The following is an 18,675-nucleotide window of genomic DNA, read 5'->3' as shown; positions in this document are numbered from 1 at the left end:
TTGAATTATATTTGTCCCGAATTTACTTCGGGACTTTTTTTATGACAAATTTTAACGGAACAATTACAGATCAAAATCAATTATTATCAATCCAAAACAGAGGTTATGCATATGGTGATGCTCTTTTTGAAACTATAAAAGCATCGTATGGTAAATTACTGTTTTGGGAAGATCATTATTTCAGGCTCATGGCTTCTATGCGAATAATGCGCATGGATATCCCTATGAGTTTTACCATGGAATTTCTTGAAGAAGAAATTCAAAAAACGCTAAAAGCTAATAATCTTGATAATGTATCTACAAGAGTAAAGTTACAGATTCATAGAAATGAAGGAGGACGGTATTTACCAACAAACAATGATGTTAGTTTTGTAATTTCAGTAATACAAATTGAAGATGATTTTTATGTGTATAAAAATGATTTTTATGAGGTTGATTTGTTTAAAGACCACTACCTATCACCAAGTTTACTATCAACCTTAAAAACAAACAATAAAGTTCTTAACGTAGTTGGAAGCATTTATGCGGAAGATAATAATTTGAATAATTGCTTCATTTTAAATACGGATAAACAAGTTGTTGAAGCCTTAAACGGTAATATTTTTGTTGTTAAAGGAAACACTATAAAAACACCACCAATAACTGATGGTTGCTTAAAAGGTGTGATGCGTAAACAAATTATTGATGTTTTAAAAACCTTACCAGAATATGAAATGGTTGAGGAATCTATATCTCCTTTTGAGCTTCAAAAAGCAGATGAAATTTTCATAACCAATGTTATTGTAGGTATTCAACCCATAACAAAATATCGTAAAAAGTTATTTACCGCAGATATATCGAAAATTATTTTGCAAAAATTGAATGTAAAACTACGCTTAAGTTAATTATAGTTAGGGTTTTCTGGCGCATTACTCCAAATACTATATTCATCTCCAAACTCTAACATTTTTTCTTTCCAAAAGGTTTCGTAGTTTTTTTCAATGATACCGTTTTTATAAATATTTTCGGTAACCACCCACGAGTTTGATTTTAGCTCATTTTCCAATTGATTGGCATCCCAACCAGAATAGCCTAAAAAGAATTTGATATCATTTTCACTAATAATTTCTTTGGCAATAAGTTCTGCTACATTATTAAAATCGCCACCCCAATAAATACCTAAAGAAATTTCAATGCTATTGGGGATTAAGTGTGGTATTTTATGAATAAAATAAAGGTTGTCTTGTTCAACTGGGCCACCATTATAAACTTTAAAAGTCGCTTCAACTTCTGGCACTAAATCGTTTATAGTATAATCTAATGGCTTGTTTAGAATAAAACCTATGGAGCCTTCAGCAGAATGATCAGCCAATAAAATAATAGATCTATTAAAAGAAACATCGCCAATAATGGTAGGTTCAGCGATTAACAAATTGCCTTTCTTTGGTGTTAGTGTTACCATATTGTTGAGGAATTAGTAACTAAATCTAATATTTATTTATTAAAAAAGCAACTCTTTACATAAAATATAAAAAAAATGCCTTCAAAAAACTTGAAGGCATTTTTAATATGAATATTGTAAATGATTAATTTACAGCGTTTGATAAGTCTGCTCCAGCTTTAAACTTTACAACTTTTTTAGCTTTAATTTTTATAGTAGCTCCAGTTTGTGGGTTTCTACCTTCTCTAGCAGCTCTTTTAGAAACTGACCAAGATCCAAATCCTACCAAAGAAACACGGTTACCTTTTTGTAAAGCACCTTCAATTTCAATAAGTGCGCATTCTAATGCTTTTTTTGCAGCTGCTTTAGTAATTCCAGCATGTTCTGCCATTGCATCGATTAAATCTGTTTTGTTCATAATGTAATATTTAATTATTAATAATTTAGTTAAACATTTTTGTTAAATCCTACTACAAATTTATACGGATTATGCAATCATGCAAGTTATAGCTAACGAAAAGCATGTTATTGTTGATAAATTAAGGCTTTTGTTAATAAAGAATGTGTGATTTACCGTTAAATAGACCAATCGCAATAATAATAGGGCTTTAGAGCATTTTTGCGTTTTCATTAAAATTATAACCATTTAAAAGTGATTTCACATCCATAGTACGCTTTCCAGGAAGCTTAATATCTTTAATAAAGATGTAACCGTTTGATACAGCAACTTTTAGTTCTTTTTTTGTAGAAATGATTGTTCCGTTACTATAATTATGAGGGGTAGATTCTTTGTCTGCAGTATAAATTTTTACATCCAAGTTTTCTTCTCCATTTATTAAAGTACACCATGCAGCAGGATAGGGGCTTAAACCACGAATAAGGTTGTAAATATTTTCTAAAGAATCGTTCCAATCAATTTTACAATTGTCTCTATCTAATTTATAAGCGGTTTTAATTTCTGAAGAATCTGTTTGAGGTATTGTTTTTACAGATTCATTTTGAATAGATTCTACTGTTTTTAAAACTAACTGGCTACCAGTAATCATTAATTTATCATGTAAGCTACCAGCATTTTCTTCAGGATTTATTTCGATGCTTTCTTGAAGAATCATATCACCTGTATCAATTTTTTCATCAATGAAGAATGTTGAAACACCTGTTTTGGTTTCACCATTTATTATAGCCCAATTAATGGGAGCAGCACCACGGTAGTGAGGCAATAATGAAGCATGCAAATTAAACGTACCATATTCTGGCATTTGCCATACGACTTTTGGTAACATTCTAAAAGCAACCACAATTTGTAGGTTGGCATTAAGTGATTTCAATTCATTTAAAAACTCCTCTTTTTTTAGATTTGTAGGTTGTAAAACAGTTAAGTTTTTTGAAACAGCATATTGTTTTACGGCACTTTCGTTTAGTTTTTGTCCGCGTCCAGCAGGTTTATCGGGAGCCGTTATAACTCCCACAATATTATAGTTGTTTTCTACTAGAGTTTTTAATGTGGCTACTGCGAAATCGGGCGTGCCCATAAATACAATTCTTAAATCTTTCATCGGTGGATGTTTATTATTTTTAATGAATCAGTTGTAACTAAAAACATGTTTACAAATGACTTAATTTATATGTGTTTTTGGGCGTTATAGAAATAATTTGGTGTTCTAAAAGTAATTTTAAAACAGTTTTTAATTCGGTTTCTGAACAGTTTAATGCTGAAATCATTTTTCTTGATGATTGATCGCCATTTTCCAAAAGTTCTATAATGCGGTTTTTAATGGTATTAATATCTTGAGGTTTTACACTTTTTTTTGTGCTTGTACACACCGAACAAATACCACAAGGTTTGGTGTCTTTCTCACCAAAATAGGCGAGTAGTTGCATGCTTTTACATACCGATTCGTTTTCAACATAATCAAGCATGGCTTTTACTTGAAACTGTTTTAGTTCATTTTGTTGTTCAATAATAGATGCTATGCGGTTGATGGTTTTATCATCTTCTCGTGGTTCAATAAAGGTAACTTGTGCATCGGTTTTTGCTAAATTAAGCGTAATAACTTCATCGCTTGCTAGCTTTTGAAGTGCTTGCGTCACTGTGTTTTCTGAAGTAGATGCTTTTTCGGAAATTTTAGTTAAATCAATTTTTGTATCATGATCAAAAATACCACCATACATACGAAGCATCGATTTTACAATTAAATTGAAATTGGTATGATTTTCTAAATAACTGAAAAGTGTTGCACTCGAAACAATAAATTGTGCAGATACTTTGTTTTTAAATTGTTTTGAAAGAGTAATAACGCTATTTCTATCTAATAACAATAAGGAGTTATAGGATAAAACGGGACTAAAATTGTATGTTTTGCAAAAGGTGTTAAAATCGAAATCGAAGGTTTCATATGCACCCTCACCATATGATATTTGAAAATAGCTACACAATTTTCTATACACTTGTTTTACAAAATCTACCGTTGGTAATACATTTAAAAATTGATTTTTTACTAAAACTTCATCACTGTTATTTTTTAAAATAACGGCAAAAGCTTTTGCTCCATTTCTACCAACACGACCTGCTTCTTGAAAATAACTCTCGATGCTTTCGGGTAAATTTAAGTGGATAACGGTTTTTACATCGGGTTTGTCAATACCCATTCCAAAAGCGTTGGTAGCCACCATAACTTGTTTTTGGTTTTGCAACCACAAGTTCATATTAGTATCTTTTTCAACATTGGTTAAACCACCATGATAGTGAGTAGCCGATATTTTTTTTGAATTTAGAAATGTGGAAACTTCCAGTGTTAATTTTCTATTGCGAACGTAAATAATGGATGATTCTTTATATTTTTTTAATATAGTTTCAATGCGATAGTATTTATCGTTTTCATGATACACCATATAGCCTAAATTAGGACGGGAAAACGATTGTTTAAATACTTTTGGTTGAATAAAATCCAGTTCTTTTATTATATCATCTACCACCTCGGGAGTTGCTGATGCTGTTAAAGCGACCACATTAACTGTTGGTTGTAGTTGGCGCAAAAGAACAATGTTTTTATAGGCTGGTCTAAAATCGCTACCCCATTGCGATATGCAATGTGCCTCATCAACCGCAATTAAATTCACGTTCATTTGTTTGATGCGTTCTTGCACGAGTTCTTGTTGCAAACGTTCGGGCGAGAGATATAGGAACTTGTAATTGCCATAAATGCAATTATCCAAAAGTGTATCTAATTGGCTATAGGTGATGCCACTGGTAAGCGCCATGGCCTTAATGCCTTTATCATTTAATTGCTGAACTTGGTCTTTCATTAAGGCGATTAAAGGTGAAATAACCACGCAAATACCTTCTTTGGCTAAAGCAGGTATTTGAAAACATAACGATTTACCACCGCCTGTTGGAAGCAGTACAAACGTATCTTCCCCTTCAATAACCGCATTGATGATGGCTTCTTGCTCGGGACGGAATTCTGTAAAATTCCAATAACGTTCTAGTATGTTTATGGGTTGTTCCATTTATGGGTTCAACGCTTTTAATATGAAATTGGTTCTATTTTCTACGGTACCAAAAGGTACGTCAATTAACTGGTAATTAAATTGTTGGTATATACTTAGTAACTGGTCGTGTATTTCTAAGGCTTGTTCAAAACTTTCATAGCGTTCGCTGTCGTTGGTATAAATGCTTTCCCAAGGTTTTAAAATAAAAACGGTATCGTACATGGCTTTTTCGCAGCTAAGAGCGAATGAAGGCGGGTAATTATTTCCAATAAAATTCATGTAGGCAAGAACATCGGGCAAGCCTCTATCAAAAAAAATAAGCTCAGCTTGCAATTTGTTAGCGTCTTCAAATTGTTGTTGTCTGCCTTTTAAAAGCAGTTCACTAAACAATAAAGGCTCGGTTAAAAAAAGCTGGTCGATACCTTCTTTTTTGGCATCTAAAATAATTTGACGCGATATTTCTTCAAGACAGGCGTGGCCTCTATTTATCAGTTCATTTATTAAAGTTGATTTTCCGGTGCCTGGACCACCAGTTATGACGATTTTTCTTGAGCTCAAAAGTGAAAATTTAGCTGTAAAATTAAGAATTGATAATTGATAATTAACAATGGATAATTAAAAATTAATATTGACCACCCATTCATCTTGAAAATATACGAGTGTAAAGCTAAATGTAAACGCTATTTTAAATGAGATTGAAAGTTGATTTTAAGTTTTTTTTAATTGTTAATTATCAATTATTCATTGTCAATTGTTTCGCGTTAGGGATAGTAGCGGAAAGCCCACAGCGACCCCGAAGCTTCGGGGGAGCGAGGACTTGCAGCGAATAGCCCGACCCGACGTAGGAGGGAAACGCCCAAATTAAAATAGGTTTATTTTTATAATATACTTACTAAATGTATATTTGCAATAGAAAAAAATACTATGAGTACACCCCAAAATTCGGATGAATTTTACGAAAAATTAAAATCGCAATTATACGATACTACTAGTTGGCCTTCGGATTATTTATATAAGTTTATAATAAAATCTGACGTTAAAAAAATAGCAAAACTAGAAGCTATTTTTAATAATATGGGTGCGGTTATACAAACTACCGAGTCTAAAAATGGTAAATACACGAGCGTTTCTGTTAATGTTTTATTGGAAAATCCAGAGGTTGTCGTTGAAAAGTATAAGGAAGTTGCAGAAAAAATAGAAGGTGTAATAAGTCTTTAGTTTTTTTTTGTACTTTGCACAGGCATAACAACTACATGCCAAATATTAAATCTACACAATTATTTTGACAATAGACGAATTAGAATACAACACAGAGCGTGAACATTTAATTATACCTGAATATGGACGCCATATGCAGAAAATGATTAACTACGCCAAAACCCGCGATACTAAAGAAGAACGTAATAAAGTTGCCAAAGCCATTATTTCGGTAATGGGAAACATGCAACCGCATTTAAGAGACGTTCCAGATTTTCAACATAAGCTTTGGGATCAACTTTTTATAATGGCTAATTTTGAATTGGACGTTGATTCTCCATACGATAAGCCCACCAAAGAACTTTTGGAAGAACATCCAGAGCCTTTGGCTTACCCACAGAATTTTCCGAAATATCGTTTTTACGGAAATAATATTAAAACCATGATTGATGTGGCGAATACTTGGGAAGATGGCGAGCTTAAAGAGGCTTTAACTTATACGATTGCCAACCATATGAAAAAGTGTTTTTTAAACTGGAATAAAGATACTGTGGAAGACGATGTGATTTACGACCATTTATATGAACTTTCTGGTGGAAAAATAAATTTAAAAAATACTGATGAAGATTTATCGGATGCGACAAGTTTATTACGTAGCAAAACGAAATTTTCTAATAGCAATAGTAATTCAAACAACAAAAAAGGCGGACATCATAAAAAAAACGCTTCAAATTATAAAAGAAAACGTTTCTAAACTATATGGGTACATTTAAAATTGAAGGAGGCCACCAGTTAAAAGGTAGTATACAACCTCAAGGTGCAAAAAATGAGGCATTACAAATTTTATGTGCTGTTTTATTAACGCCAGAATTGGTAACCATTAAAAATATCCCAGATATTGTTGATGTTAACAAGCTTATTAATTTATTAAGAAAACTAGGTGTTAAAATTGAAAAATTGGCCCATGGTACTTATACATTTCAAGCGGACGATGTTAATTTAAAATACTTAGAATCGGATGAGTTTAAAGTAGACGGACGTGGTTTACGCGGTTCTATTATGATTGTTGGTCCGTTATTAGCACGTTTTGGTAAAGGATACATTCCAAAACCAGGTGGCGATAAAATTGGTCGTCGTAGATTAGATACTCATTTTGAAGGGCTTATTAATTTAGGTGCCAAATTTAGATACAGTAAAGAAGAACAGTTTTATGGCGTTGAAGCAAAACGCCTAAAAGGTGCTTACATGCTTTTAGAAGAAGCTTCGGTTACAGGAACTGCCAACATCGTGATGGCTGCTGTTTTAGCCGAAGGACAAACTACCATTTATAATGCTGCATGCGAACCGTATTTACAACAGTTATGTAAAATGCTGAACCGTATGGGTGCTAAAATTAGTGGCGTAGGCTCTAATTTATTAGTTATTGATGGTGTGGATAATTTAGGAGGTACAGAGCATACTATGTTACCTGATATGATTGAAATTGGTAGCTGGATAGGTCTTGCTGCTATGACCAAAAGTGAATTGACCATTACCAATGTATCTTGGGATGATTTAGGTATTATTCCATCAGTTTTTAGAAAATTAGGTATTACGGTTGAAAAACGTGGAGATGATATTCATATACCTGCACATACAGATGGGTACGAAATACAAAGTTTTATTGATGGTTCTATTTTAACAATTTCTGATGCGCCTTGGCCAGGTTTTACACCTGATTTGTTAAGTATCATTTTAGTAGTGGCAACACAAGCTAGAGGAAGCGTACTTATTCACCAAAAGATGTTTGAAAGCCGCTTGTTTTTCGTTGATAAATTGATTGATATGGGTGCGAAAATTATTCTTTGCGATCCGCATCGTGCTACCGTAATTGGTCATGATTTTAAATCGACTTTAAAAGCAACAAACATGTCGTCTCCAGATATTCGTGCGGGTGTGTCGTTACTAATTGCAGCTTTATCTGCAAAAGGCACATCGACCATTCAGAATATAGAACAGATTGATAGAGGTTACGAGCGTATAGATGAACGTTTACGTGCTATTGGAGCTAAAATTGAGCGTCTTTAATTTTTAAGATGCTTTAAAGTTTGAGTGTACAATTTTTAAATTAGCTGGATACTTTTCATCTGTATTTAAAGGACTAATATGTTTCATTGATTTTACATAGTTTTCCAGAATAGCTATTGGAATGTCTAGAAAATCGCCCATATTAAGTCCTTCTTTAAATTCAATGTCTAAAGTTTTATTGTTTTTATTGAAACTTAAACTTTTAAGTATCGAAGGATTTAAATGTAATCGTATCATAGTTTGTTGGTTTTTAATGTGATACGATAAATGTAAGGCTAAAAAAACTCTTAAAAAATAAGCATAAGTACGTATTTTTATATTGTTTTCAATTGCTTTATGAAGAAATTAAAACTAAAAAAGCCCCTATTTAAAAAAATAGAGGCTTTTTTAATATTTATAAAGAACCTAAACTTAAGGTCTTCCTTTTAATCGTTTTTCAATTTTTTGTTTAATACTCGTTAAACGTTTCATAAGATCCATAATTTTTGGGTCTTGTTCCTTTTTGTATATTGTATTTAAACTTAATATAAGGTCTTTTACTTCTCTCGCTGCTTCTATGCGTTCGCTTGTTGTTTTAAAGGTTTGTTTTCTTTGTTCAAACTCTAAAGCGCTTACAATTATTTCCATGTGTTTTAATTTTTTTAATAATCTTGTGATAATGTTACTTATCAGAATTTTGCAAGGTAATAAAACTAATAAAGTTATACGGTTTTATAGCAATTATTAAAGAAATCTTAACATTTTAAAGGTATTTTACAAATTTACTTTGATATATTTCTAACACATTTTGAATAATTATAAACATATCTAACCTAATCCAATGGCCCAAAAAATTGAGACTACCTATAAATATTTACACTTTTTGGATCGCCAATTCTTAAAATAAGTATCATTTATATAAGTTATTCAGCATAGAATTTACCTTGCCATGTGTTTTTTTGGGTAAGTAATTTATCTATTTTATCTACAATTTCAAAATTTTTTAGTCCATTCCATTTAGGAGCAATCAAAAGTTCTTGAGGGGCTTCACTAACAAACCGTTCTATAATAATATCAGGACGTAACAAGCTTATAAATTCTGAAATAAATTCGATATAGTTTTCAGCTGTGAATAATTGAAATTTTTCAGGATCGTTTTTAAATTGACTAGCCATTATTGATTTTTTTACAATTTGTAAATGGTGTAATTTCAATGTGGTAATAGGTAATTTTGAAATTTCAATGGCGTGATTTAGTAACTCTTCTTTAGATTCTCCAGGCAATCCAATGATTAAATGTGCCCCTAAATGAATTCCTTTGTTTTCACATAGTTTGTATGCTGCTATGGTATCTTCAAAGGTGTGACATCTATTTACGTTTAAGAGCGTTTTGTTTAATGTGCTTTCTACTCCAAATTCAAGTGAAATGTAATAGCGTTTAGACAAATAAGATAGGTAATCTATAATTTCTTCAGAAATACAATCAGGGCGTGTGCCAATAACCAGTCCTATAACATTATCAACACTTAAAGCTTCTTCATACATTTTTTTTAACGATGCTAAATCGGAATATGTATTCGTATAAGCTTGAAAATAAGCAAAGTATTTTTGAGTAGTGTACTTTTTAGAAAACCAATGAATGCCTTCTTCTAGTTGTTGTTTAATGCTTTTTGTAGGAGAACAATAATCTGGATTAAAGGTGTTGTTGTTGCAATAAGTACAACCTCCAAAACCTTTAGAGCCGTCTCTGTTTGGACAGGAAAAACCTACATCTATAGATATTTTTTGAACACGATTTCCAAACGTAGATTTTATATAAGAAGAATAATCTAAATAGCGTTTTCCTGTAATTGGCATATAAAAAAGTTAAATGCAAAATTACTAAAAAATGAGAACCTATAATTGTTTTAACTGAATATTAAACGTGTTATTGCAAAGCTTCTTTATACACTTTCAAACAACGTTCTCTGGCAAATTTATGATCGACTATAGGTGTAGAATATGTGAGTTCTTGAAAATTTGGTACCCATTTTGAAATGTATTTTAAGTTTTTATCAAATTTTTCTATTTGTGTAGTTGGATTAAAAATACGGAAATACGGAGCAGCATCGACTCCGCAACCAGCAACCCATTGCCAATTACCAACATTACTAGACAATTCATAATCATGTAGTTTTTCGGCAAAATAAGCTTCACCCCAACGCCAATCAATAAGTAAGTGTTTGCATAAAAAGCTGCCAACTAGCATGCGTACCCGGTTATGCATAAACCCGGTTTTATTTAATTGTTGCATACCTGCATCAACTAGTGGGTATCCTGTTTTACCTTCGCACCACAGTTTAAATTCATCTTCGTTGTTTCTCCAAACAATTCTATCGTATTGAGGTTTGAAACTTTCGGTTACTGTATGTGGAAAATGCCAAAGTATAGTCATGAAAAATTCACGCCAAATAAGTTCTTGCCAAAATATTTCGTTTTGTTCTGCAATGGCTTTTTGTATCATTTTTCGAATGCTCACCGTACCAAATCGTAAGTGAGGTCCTAGTTTTGATGTGCTGTCTTGCGATGGAAAATTACGTGTTTCTTCATAATTTTTTATGAGTTCTGTATTTACCGTAAAATCTGCGATGGTTTGATTAGATTGAATGAATCCAATATCAGATAAACTTAAATTCGGTAATTCTTTGGTTTTAACTAAATTATTTAAAAGTGGTTTGTTGTCAAATATTTCAATATCACTTGTTTTAAAAGTAGATTTCCAAGTTTTCATATACGGTGTGTAAACCATATACGGTGTGCCATCACTTTTTACAATCTCATTTTTTTCAAATATAACGTGGTCCTTATAAGTATTAAATGTGATGTTATTTTCATTTAATAAATTTTTTATGCTCGTGTCACGTTCTTTAGCATAAGGCTCGTAGTCATGATTTGTATAGACGGAATGTATATTGTAATCTTCAATTAATTGCTGAAATATGTCAAAAGGTTTTCCAAAATACATCGCCAAACTACTTTTATAGTTTGTTTTAAGCGTTTTATTTATGTTTTGAAGTGTATTATGTATGAAGGTGACTCTGGCATCATCTTTCGGGAGTTTTTCTAATATGTTAGCATCAAAAATAAAAATAGGAAGTACAGGGTGGTTTCCGTTCAAAGCTTCAAATAAGCCATGGTTGTCATCTAAACGTAAATCACGACGAAACCAAAATATGTTTAGTGTTTCTTTCATCTGTTTATTGTCTTATATTGGTCAGGTACTGATCGCTATTAATCATTCCGTTGTGTTATAAAAATTTTAACATGCTCGTTTCATTTAGTATTTACCAAAGAGTTCTTCAAGCTTTTTAGTCCTGTAATTAAAAATTTCCTCCAATTTTGGTTTCACTAAAATAGGATGTACCATTTGACCTAATATGCCAAAAGGCACTTTATAATCTATAATATCTTCCATTTCTACACCACCATCAATTTCTTTTATAAAGTGTTTATGGTGCCAAAGGGCATAGGGTCCAAAACGTTGCTCATCAACAAAATAATGTTTATCAATAACATGTGTAATTTCGGTTACCCACTTTGTTTTAATACCCAAAACAGGTGTTACTATGTATTGAATTATTTGTCCAGCAAACATAGGTCTGTCTGCACCCGATAGAATGTGAAAACCCATATAATCTGGTGTTATTACTTTTAAATTCCCTGGATCTGATAAAAAATCCCATGCTTGTTGTAATGTAATTGGAAGATTTTGCTTTTTATGAAGCGTATATATTTTCATGGAGTGTTTGATTTCATTCCCTTGAATCCCGATAGATATCAGGTGGGAATCTAATTATTGATTAAAATATAAGCATTTAGTGATGTTGCTATGCATAACCAAATAAAATATGGCAGTATTAAAAGTGTTTTTGCTTTTAAATCATTTTTAAATGAAAACATAAAAATGGCTATTAAAATAGTCAATGCTACAATAACCATTAATCCCAAACTAACTAGATGCTGATTGAAAAAAATGTAGTTCCAACTGACGTTTAAAATGAATTGTACTGAAAATAAAATTTTAACTTTATTTGTCGGCATTTTTAAATACAAGTATGCCATGTAAATGGAAAATAATATCATAATTGTTGTCCATGCAACTCCAAAAACCCAACCTGGAGGCGTCCAAGGTGCTTGGTTAAGCGAGGTATACCATTCACTTTGTGGACCATTATTCATGAGCCAACTACCAATACCTAAGGCTGAAAAGTTAATAATCAAAAAAATGATTATTAGTTTAATAAGTTTCATGTGTATGTATTATTTATTTTTTAATTGTTCAATTCTAGGTATTAAAGCTTGAGCCAAAGCATATTTCTCATCACTAAGTTTTCTGTTTACACTAGATAAATCGTGCCATTCTCTCATTAACTTTTTAAAATTAGATTCTAATTTTTCAATTTCAGATTTTTTTCTAAATAAATTAAACATATCTTTTTATTTTAAATGATTAATAATTTTATCGTTTAACGGATTTGTAACAGAAAAATAATAATCGATTAATTCTCCATTTTTTCCTACTAAATATTTTTGAAAATTCCACTTAACAGAAGAATCGGTTTTTCCGTTTTTGGATTGTTTTGTAAGCCATTGGTAGAGTGGATGCTGGTTATTGCCTTTAACATCCACCTTTTCAGTCATTAAAAACGTAACACCATAATTTTGCTTACAAAAAGTTTCAATTTCTTTAAAAGTTCCAGGTTCTTGACCACCAAATTGATTACAAGGAACACCTATAACAACTAATTTATCTTGGTAAGTTTCATGTAATTTTTGCAAATCGTCATATTGCCCCGTGAAGCCACATTTTGATGCTACATTAACAAATAGTATGTATTTATTTTTAAATTGAGATAAATCGATGGGTTCTTCCTGTAAACTATTTATTTTGATGTTATAAATAGATTCTGAAGGACTTGTTTGTGCTTTCGATTTTGAGAATATGGAGAACATAAGACTTAATAAGATTAGTTTTTTCATGTGTTTATATTTTGAAAGAAACAATACCACAATCCATCTCGAAAATTTGACCAGATATGGAAGTTGCTTTGTCTGATATTAAAAATACAGCCATTTCTGCAACTTCGTCCGGATTTAATATTTTTTTAAGAGGATGACGTTCAGTAATGGCATCTATCATTTTATCATTTCGTAACAATTTTGAAGCTAATTGCGTGTTTGTAACCGTTGGTGCAATGGCATTTATTCTAATAGTAGGAGCAAATTCTGCTCCTAAAGATTTTACCAAACCTTCTACTCCCGATTTTGCCGTGGCAATACTAGCATGGTAAGGCATCCCTAATTTTGACGCCACCGTACTAAATAGTAAAATAGAGGGTTTATTAGCTTTTTTAAGAACCTCAATATACTTTTGAATGGTTTTTACTGCACCAAGTACATTAATTTCAAAATCTTCACGAAATTCATCTAAACTTAATCGTGAAAATGGTTTTAAATTGATGCTTCCTGGGCAATAAATTAGGCTGTCTATCGTATCTATTTCAGGCAGTTCATCTGCTAAAATGTCACAATTATAATGTGTCATATTAGTATGATTTTTTTCTGGTGCAGACCTACTAATATTTATAATTTTATGTGTATCTACTAAATTTTCAACAATAGCATGTCCTATGCCTTTACTCCCTCCAACTATTACAATGGTCTTCATTATGTTATATATTGGCAATTAAACTTCTTCCATGTAATCTTTTTTCAACTTTACGCTTTATAGCTGTTAAACGTTTCATGATATCCATTATCTTATCATCTTTTTTTTGCTTGTAAATTTCATTTAAAGCCAAAATTAAAGCTTTTGCCTTTCTAGAAATTTCAACTCTGTCGCTTGTAGAAAGCGATTTAAATTTTGTTTGTTCGAATTCTAATGCTTCGTTAATAATATCCATGGTTTTAATCTTTTAAATAATTTTGTAATTCTGCTATTTTTGATGCGTTGTTAAATTGACCTCCGTAATAGGATGTAACTGTTGCAGATGATTCATCTTTAATGCCTCGTGATGATACACATAAATGTTTGGCGTCTATAATAACGGCAACATCTTCAGTTTCTAAAATATTTTTTAAATCTTCTGCAATTTGATTGGTTAAACGTTCCTGTACTTGCGGGCGTTTGGAATAATATTGAACAATTCTATTTAATTTAGAAAGTCCAATCACTTTTCCAGATGAAATGTATGCCACATGTGCTTTACCATAAATAGGTACAAAATGGTGTTCGCAATTAGAATAAAAAGAAATATTCTTCTCAACCAACATTTGATTGTATTGATACTTATTATCAAACAATGCTATTTTTGGTTTGTTCGCTTGGTTTAAACCAGAGAAAATTTCATCTATGTACATTTTTGCTACACGCTCTGGAGTTCCTTTTAAAGAATCGTCGGTTAGGTCCAACCCCATAACGTCCATAATTTCTTCGAACAATAAAGCAATTCTTTGTTTCTTTTCGGTATCAGAGCGTTTAAAAGCATCCTTTTTCATGGGAGTTTCTAAACCAGTATATATGTGATCGTCTCCAATATCTTCAAACGAAAAAACGTTTAAGTTGTGACCATTTTTTTTGTTTACTACTGCTTCTTTAATCATAATGTCTTTTTTATGTGTTGTTTTTATGTACTCATCTCATAAAACAAAGCAACGTTATCGTTTTGAAATTGAGTTATGTGTTATTTGTTTCTGTCTTGAACATTTAAATCGGCCTTTTTCAAAGTTTCTTAATTTTTCATGCTTAGTTTTTCTTCCTTGAACACGTTTTCGCCACATTTTGAAACTGCTAGGTTTCATTTCTTTTCGCATCAATGCTATAATGTCTTGTTCTTTAAGGTTGAATTGAATTGTTATGGCTTCAAAAGGAGTGCGATCTTCCCAGGCCATTTCAATAATTCTATCAATATCTGTTTCAGAATATGTCATTAAATTCATAAAAAACTATATTGAGATTGGTACTGTATTTTCAAATCTAAAAGTTTATCAAAAAACGATTTGTTCTCTTTAAACGTTTTATTGTTTCTAAAATGAATAAAACGGCCTTGAGCATGAATACTACTACCATTTGTTTTGTAAATAACTAATTGATAGTAGGGGATTACCCAAGTATAATTTTTTAAACCTTTATTAATTAATACTAAAATGCCAATGGGACGTAATTCTAAATTTGCGTAATTAACATCGGAAACTGTATTAAGATATAATGTCATGTTCGGACTTACATCTTCAATAATCATTCGTTTTGAACCGATACCTTTCATTCTTAGCGATTGTAAAAAAGAGAAAGGTTTACCAACCAAATCATTAATTAGTTTGTCATGTTCTTTGTTAGAATGTGTGGTATCCAATAGCATACAGTAAAGATATGCAAAAATATTTATTTGTTTAACTTATTAGTTAAAATATTAAACAAAAATTAACATCTTGTACTGGAAGCTATATTTTGGATCTTATTACTATAATTTTTAAGACAGTTTTCTATTAGGAAGTGTGTGCTTGTTTAAAATACGTTTGGCTTCTTTTTTTACAGTGATATTGTTTCGTAATTCCCATAGCGTATCACTGGCTTTCTTTCTTGTTTTATCTAGATTTACAATAGGATTCGGGTAATCTACACCTAATTTAAAGTCATACAATCCTTGTTCCATCTCTGTCATTAAATATGGCTCGTGTGCAAATGGCGTATTTAATCGTCTTAGTTCTGGTACCCACTTTTTTATAAAGTTAGCTTCGGGATCATGTTCGTAGCTATTCTTAACAGGGTTGTATATGCGTAACATATTGGTACCCGTTTCTCCTGCTTGCATTTGTAGTTGAGGGAAATGAATGCCAGGTTCGAAATCTAGAAACATTTGGGATAGGTGTGTAGTAGCCTCTTGCCAAGGTTGCCATAAATTATGTGTAAAAAAGGAAACAACTAACGCTCGCATTCTAAAATTAAGGTACCCGGTTTCATTCAAGCACCGCATGCAAGCGTCTATGATAGGAAAGCCTGTTTTTCCACTTTTCCAAGCCTCTTGGTAGTTATTAGAAATGCTTTTTTTTAGTTTATGAAATCCTTTATTTATACTGGCTTCTTCCATGGTGTGCTCCATTTCAAATTTTTGTATAAAATGTCCTTGCCAGCGCAACCTTGACATAAAGGCTTCTAGGGATTTTTTGTGAGGTGATATTTTTTTTAAGTGATAAGCTCTATGATACACTTCTCTGACTGACAGGTTTCCCCAGGCAATATAAGGTGATATCCTGCTGCAACCTGTTCTTGCTAATTCAGGTTTTGAAATATGCAACATGTAGTTTTCATAACGTTTAGCAAAAAAGGAATCTAGATATTTTAAAGCCATAGTTCTTCCTCCTTTTTGAAAAGGTGAATTAGGATTTGTATCTAGAGAATGGTTTCTAAATAATGTTTCTAGTGTATTAACATCTTCAATGCTTATTAATTGATTGTAATCTGGATTGAATTTTAAGGGTTCAATCTCAAAATAGGCATTACATTTTTCTATCCAATCGATTCTGTTTTTTAAGCCTCTTTGTACACCATTATGAATGTTTTCATGCCATACTATAAAATTATTTTTGCAAAATCGTGTAAATTCTTTGTCTCTATTATAAGTTACTAAAATGCCTGTTTCTTGATGTGAATAAATATCGGATATCTTATATTTAGTAAGTAATTGGTTAATTGTGGCAATAATATCTGATTCTACAACAAGTACTTTCGAGTTGTGTTTTTTCAATCTATCATTTAAATCAACTAACGATTGTTTTATGAAATCCCAATGCCGTTGGCTATAGTGCGGATCATTTATAAGTAATTTTTCAAATACATATACCAAAAGCACGTTTCTTTTAGTAGCTAAAGCATTAAAAATAGCTTCGTTATCTTCTAAGCGTAAATCGCGTTTTAACCAAACAATATTTACATGGGGCTTGTTAGTATTCATCTTGATGTTCTATAATGTGTTTTGCCTTTTTTTTTAGTTTATGTAATTCCTCAGGTTTCATTTTGTTTAAAACACTGTACATCATGGTCATTCTAAAATTGTCACTTAAAAAAGCACGTTTGTCGTCTAAAAAATTCCAATACAAACTGTTGAAAGGGCAAGCGTTATCTTCTGTCTTTTTGTTTTTATCGTAATGGCATCCATCGCAATAATTACTCATTTTGTGTATGTATGATCCTGATGAAACATAGGGTTTTGTTGCAATTTTGCCGCCATCAGCAAATTGACTCATGCCTCTTGTATTGGTAAGTTGCACCCATTCTACAGCATCTACATACACGCCCAAGTACCAAGCATCAACTTCATCAGGATTTGTTTGAGTTAAAAGTGCATAATTACCTGTGATCATGAGGCGTTGTATATGGTGTGCATACCCATTATTTAAACTATTGGTTATGGCATGTTTTAAGCAATTCATTTTAGTGTTTCCAGTCCAGAAAAAGTTTGCGAGTTTATTAGTGTTTTCTAGTGTATTTATTTTTTTGTAATCTGGCATGAGTGCCCAATACATACCACGCATGTATTCTCGCCAACCAATTATTTGTCTAACAAAACCTTCTACTTGTGAAATATGAATGCTTTCTTGGTTTGCTTCATAATAGTTTAAAACAGTTTTTACGACATCTTTAGGTGAAATTAGCTTTGTATTTAAAGCAAATGATAGCCTAGAGTGAAATAAATAAGTTTCATTTGTGTGCATGGCATCTTGATAATCGCCAAAATGAACTAGTAAATGTTCGCAGAAATATTTTAATTGTTGTAAACTTTGAACGCGTGAAATAGGGTATTGGAATGTGTCACTTTCAAAAGTTCCAATGGTTTGAATGTTTGTCTTTTTAATATCATTTAAAATTTCAGATACGTTATTTTCGAAATTTATGAATTCTGGAATATCTGCTTCACCTTTCCACTTATTTCTATTGCTTTTATCATAATTCCACTTGCCGCCTTGTGGTTGATTGGCAACCATTAATATGTCGTGTTTTTTTCTCATGGAACGATAAAAATTTTCCATGAGATATTGTTTTTTACCTTTAAAAAACTCAGATAACTCGTTGCGTTTTGTGTAAAAATGTTCTGAAGCGTAGACTTCAGAATCAATGTTTAACGCTTTACAGAAATCGCTTAGTTGTTTATCAAGACGGTATTCATCAGGTTGTTGATATTCAAAGGTTTTGATGTTGTATTTTGATATAAGTTTTTCAATATTTTGGGTAAGACTTTGCGTGTTTTCTGAATCATTAATTTTGAAATAAATTACCTTATGGTTTTTGTTTTTTAAATCGTCTGAAAATTGACGCATGGCAGCAAAAAAACCTATTACTTTTTGAATATGATGATTCACATAATCTGTTTCCTGGCGCATTTCAAACAGGCAATACAAAACATCATCATCCGTGTTTTTAAACCACGAATGTTTTATGTTGAGTTGGTCGCCTAATATGAGTCGTAAAGTTTTCATTCAAAAAGT

The 18,675-nt window shown here is 31.6% G+C and carries 24 protein-coding genes; 4 read left to right on the top strand and 20 right to left on the bottom strand.

Going from position 1 to position 18,675, the window contains the following annotated elements; all coding sequences use genetic code 11:
* The first annotated feature begins 41 nt into the window (after positions 1-41).
* Positions 42-884, top strand: coding sequence for an aminotransferase class IV (locus tag EV196_RS05285; protein WP_132215736.1), 843 nt, complete (start codon positions 42-44; stop codon positions 882-884).
* Here EV196_RS05285 and EV196_RS05280 read toward each other — a convergent pair.
* From EV196_RS05280 to EV196_RS05260, 5 genes are all read right to left on the bottom strand, one after another.
* Positions 881-1,441 (bottom strand): YqgE/AlgH family protein, encoded by a 561-nt coding sequence (locus EV196_RS05280; protein WP_132215733.1) that lies wholly within the window; start codon positions 1,439-1,441, stop codon positions 881-883. The two genes, EV196_RS05285 and EV196_RS05280, sit on opposite strands and share 4 nt — an antisense overlap.
* Positions 1,442-1,565: 124 nt before the next feature.
* Positions 1,566-1,838 carry an HU family DNA-binding protein gene (locus EV196_RS05275; protein WP_117178369.1) on the bottom strand — a complete coding sequence of 91 codons (273 nt, stop codon included), beginning with the start codon at positions 1,836-1,838 and terminating at the stop codon, positions 1,566-1,568.
* Positions 1,839-2,028: 190 nt separating this feature from the next.
* A complete protein-coding gene (gene fmt / locus EV196_RS05270) occupies positions 2,029-2,976 on the bottom strand; it encodes a methionyl-tRNA formyltransferase (protein ID WP_132215730.1) in 948 nt (315 codons plus the stop codon).
* A gap of 49 nt (positions 2,977-3,025) precedes the next feature.
* Positions 3,026-4,930: a RecQ family ATP-dependent DNA helicase gene (locus EV196_RS05265; RefSeq protein ID WP_132215727.1), complete on the bottom strand. Its 1,905-nt coding sequence runs from the start codon at positions 4,928-4,930 to the stop codon at positions 3,026-3,028.
* Positions 4,931-5,470, bottom strand: a complete 540-nt coding sequence (locus tag EV196_RS05260; RefSeq protein ID WP_132215724.1) for an AAA family ATPase — start codon at positions 5,468-5,470, stop codon at positions 4,931-4,933.
* Between the two features lie 366 nt (positions 5,471-5,836).
* On the opposite strand from EV196_RS05260, the gene EV196_RS05255 reads away from it, so the two are divergent.
* From EV196_RS05255 to murA, 3 genes are all read left to right on the top strand, one after another.
* Positions 5,837-6,130, top strand: a complete 294-nt coding sequence (locus EV196_RS05255; RefSeq protein ID WP_132215721.1) for a DUF493 family protein — start codon at positions 5,837-5,839, stop codon at positions 6,128-6,130.
* A gap of 64 nt (positions 6,131-6,194) precedes the next feature.
* Positions 6,195-6,863 carry a DUF4290 domain-containing protein gene (locus tag EV196_RS05250; protein ID WP_132215718.1) on the top strand — a complete coding sequence of 223 codons (669 nt, stop codon included), beginning with the start codon at positions 6,195-6,197 and terminating at the stop codon, positions 6,861-6,863.
* A 5-nt stretch (positions 6,864-6,868) separates the two neighbouring features.
* Positions 6,869-8,176 carry a UDP-N-acetylglucosamine 1-carboxyvinyltransferase gene (gene murA, locus EV196_RS05245; RefSeq protein ID WP_132215715.1) on the top strand — a complete coding sequence of 436 codons (1,308 nt, stop codon included), beginning with the start codon at positions 6,869-6,871 and terminating at the stop codon, positions 8,174-8,176.
* 3 nt (positions 8,177-8,179) lie between these two features.
* On the opposite strand, the gene EV196_RS05240 is transcribed toward murA, so the two are convergent.
* The 15 genes from EV196_RS05240 to EV196_RS05170 form a co-directional block, all read right to left on the bottom strand.
* On the bottom strand, positions 8,180-8,413 hold the full coding sequence (locus tag EV196_RS05240; RefSeq protein WP_132215712.1) for a hypothetical protein: 234 nt from the start codon (positions 8,411-8,413) through the stop codon (positions 8,180-8,182).
* A gap of 174 nt (positions 8,414-8,587) precedes the next feature.
* Positions 8,588-8,803: a hypothetical protein gene (locus EV196_RS05235; RefSeq protein WP_132215709.1), complete on the bottom strand. Its 216-nt coding sequence runs from the start codon at positions 8,801-8,803 to the stop codon at positions 8,588-8,590.
* 275 nt (positions 8,804-9,078) lie between these two features.
* On the bottom strand, positions 9,079-10,011 hold the full coding sequence (locus EV196_RS05230; RefSeq protein ID WP_132215706.1) for a TIGR01212 family radical SAM protein: 933 nt from the start codon (positions 10,009-10,011) through the stop codon (positions 9,079-9,081).
* A 70-nt stretch (positions 10,012-10,081) separates the two neighbouring features.
* Positions 10,082-11,386, bottom strand: a complete 1,305-nt coding sequence (locus EV196_RS05225; RefSeq protein ID WP_132215703.1) for a cryptochrome/photolyase family protein — start codon at positions 11,384-11,386, stop codon at positions 10,082-10,084.
* Between the two features lie 84 nt (positions 11,387-11,470).
* On the bottom strand, positions 11,471-11,932 hold the full coding sequence (locus tag EV196_RS05220) for an SRPBCC family protein (protein WP_132215700.1): 462 nt from the start codon (positions 11,930-11,932) through the stop codon (positions 11,471-11,473).
* A gap of 50 nt (positions 11,933-11,982) precedes the next feature.
* Complete coding sequence (locus EV196_RS05215; RefSeq protein WP_132215697.1) at positions 11,983-12,444, bottom strand: TspO/MBR family protein; 462 nt, start codon at positions 12,442-12,444, stop codon at positions 11,983-11,985.
* A gap of 9 nt (positions 12,445-12,453) precedes the next feature.
* A complete protein-coding gene (locus tag EV196_RS05210; RefSeq protein WP_132215694.1) occupies positions 12,454-12,624 on the bottom strand; it encodes a Lacal_2735 family protein in 171 nt (56 codons plus the stop codon).
* A 6-nt stretch (positions 12,625-12,630) separates the two neighbouring features.
* Positions 12,631-13,146, bottom strand: coding sequence for a glutathione peroxidase (locus tag EV196_RS05205; RefSeq protein ID WP_394343240.1), 516 nt, complete (start codon positions 13,144-13,146; stop codon positions 12,631-12,633).
* Between the two features lie 31 nt (positions 13,147-13,177).
* Complete coding sequence (locus tag EV196_RS05200) at positions 13,178-13,861, bottom strand: SDR family NAD(P)-dependent oxidoreductase (protein WP_132215688.1); 684 nt, start codon at positions 13,859-13,861, stop codon at positions 13,178-13,180.
* 4 nt (positions 13,862-13,865) lie between these two features.
* Entirely contained in the window at positions 13,866-14,096 is a 231-nt protein-coding gene (locus EV196_RS05195; RefSeq protein ID WP_132215685.1) for a hypothetical protein, read from the bottom strand.
* Positions 14,097-14,100: 4 nt separating this feature from the next.
* Entirely contained in the window at positions 14,101-14,796 is a 696-nt protein-coding gene (gene folE, locus EV196_RS05190; protein ID WP_132215681.1) for a GTP cyclohydrolase I FolE, read from the bottom strand.
* Positions 14,797-14,850: 54 nt separating this feature from the next.
* The gene (locus tag EV196_RS05185) at positions 14,851-15,132 is read right to left on the bottom strand and encodes a TIGR03643 family protein (RefSeq protein WP_132215678.1); all 282 of its coding nucleotides are present in this window, start codon (positions 15,130-15,132) and stop codon (positions 14,851-14,853) included.
* Entirely contained in the window at positions 15,129-15,551 is a 423-nt protein-coding gene (locus EV196_RS05180; protein ID WP_132215675.1) for a hypothetical protein, read from the bottom strand. The genes EV196_RS05185 and EV196_RS05180 overlap by 4 nt, the downstream gene beginning before the upstream one ends.
* Before the next feature lie 111 nt (positions 15,552-15,662).
* On the bottom strand, positions 15,663-17,144 hold the full coding sequence (locus EV196_RS05175; RefSeq protein ID WP_132215672.1) for a cryptochrome/deoxyribodipyrimidine photo-lyase family protein: 1,482 nt from the start codon (positions 17,142-17,144) through the stop codon (positions 15,663-15,665).
* Complete coding sequence (locus tag EV196_RS05170; RefSeq protein ID WP_132215669.1) at positions 17,134-18,666, bottom strand: cryptochrome/photolyase family protein; 1,533 nt, start codon at positions 18,664-18,666, stop codon at positions 17,134-17,136. The genes EV196_RS05175 and EV196_RS05170 overlap by 11 nt, the downstream gene beginning before the upstream one ends.
* Positions 18,667-18,675: the final 9 nt, after the last annotated feature.

It is taken from the genome of Mariniflexile fucanivorans, assembly GCF_004341235.1.
In the GTDB taxonomy this organism is placed as follows: Bacteria; Bacteroidota; Bacteroidia; order Flavobacteriales; family Flavobacteriaceae; genus Mariniflexile; species Mariniflexile fucanivorans.
Note: the sequence above shows the minus strand (reverse complement) of the source record. Positions and strands in the feature narration are given on the sequence as shown.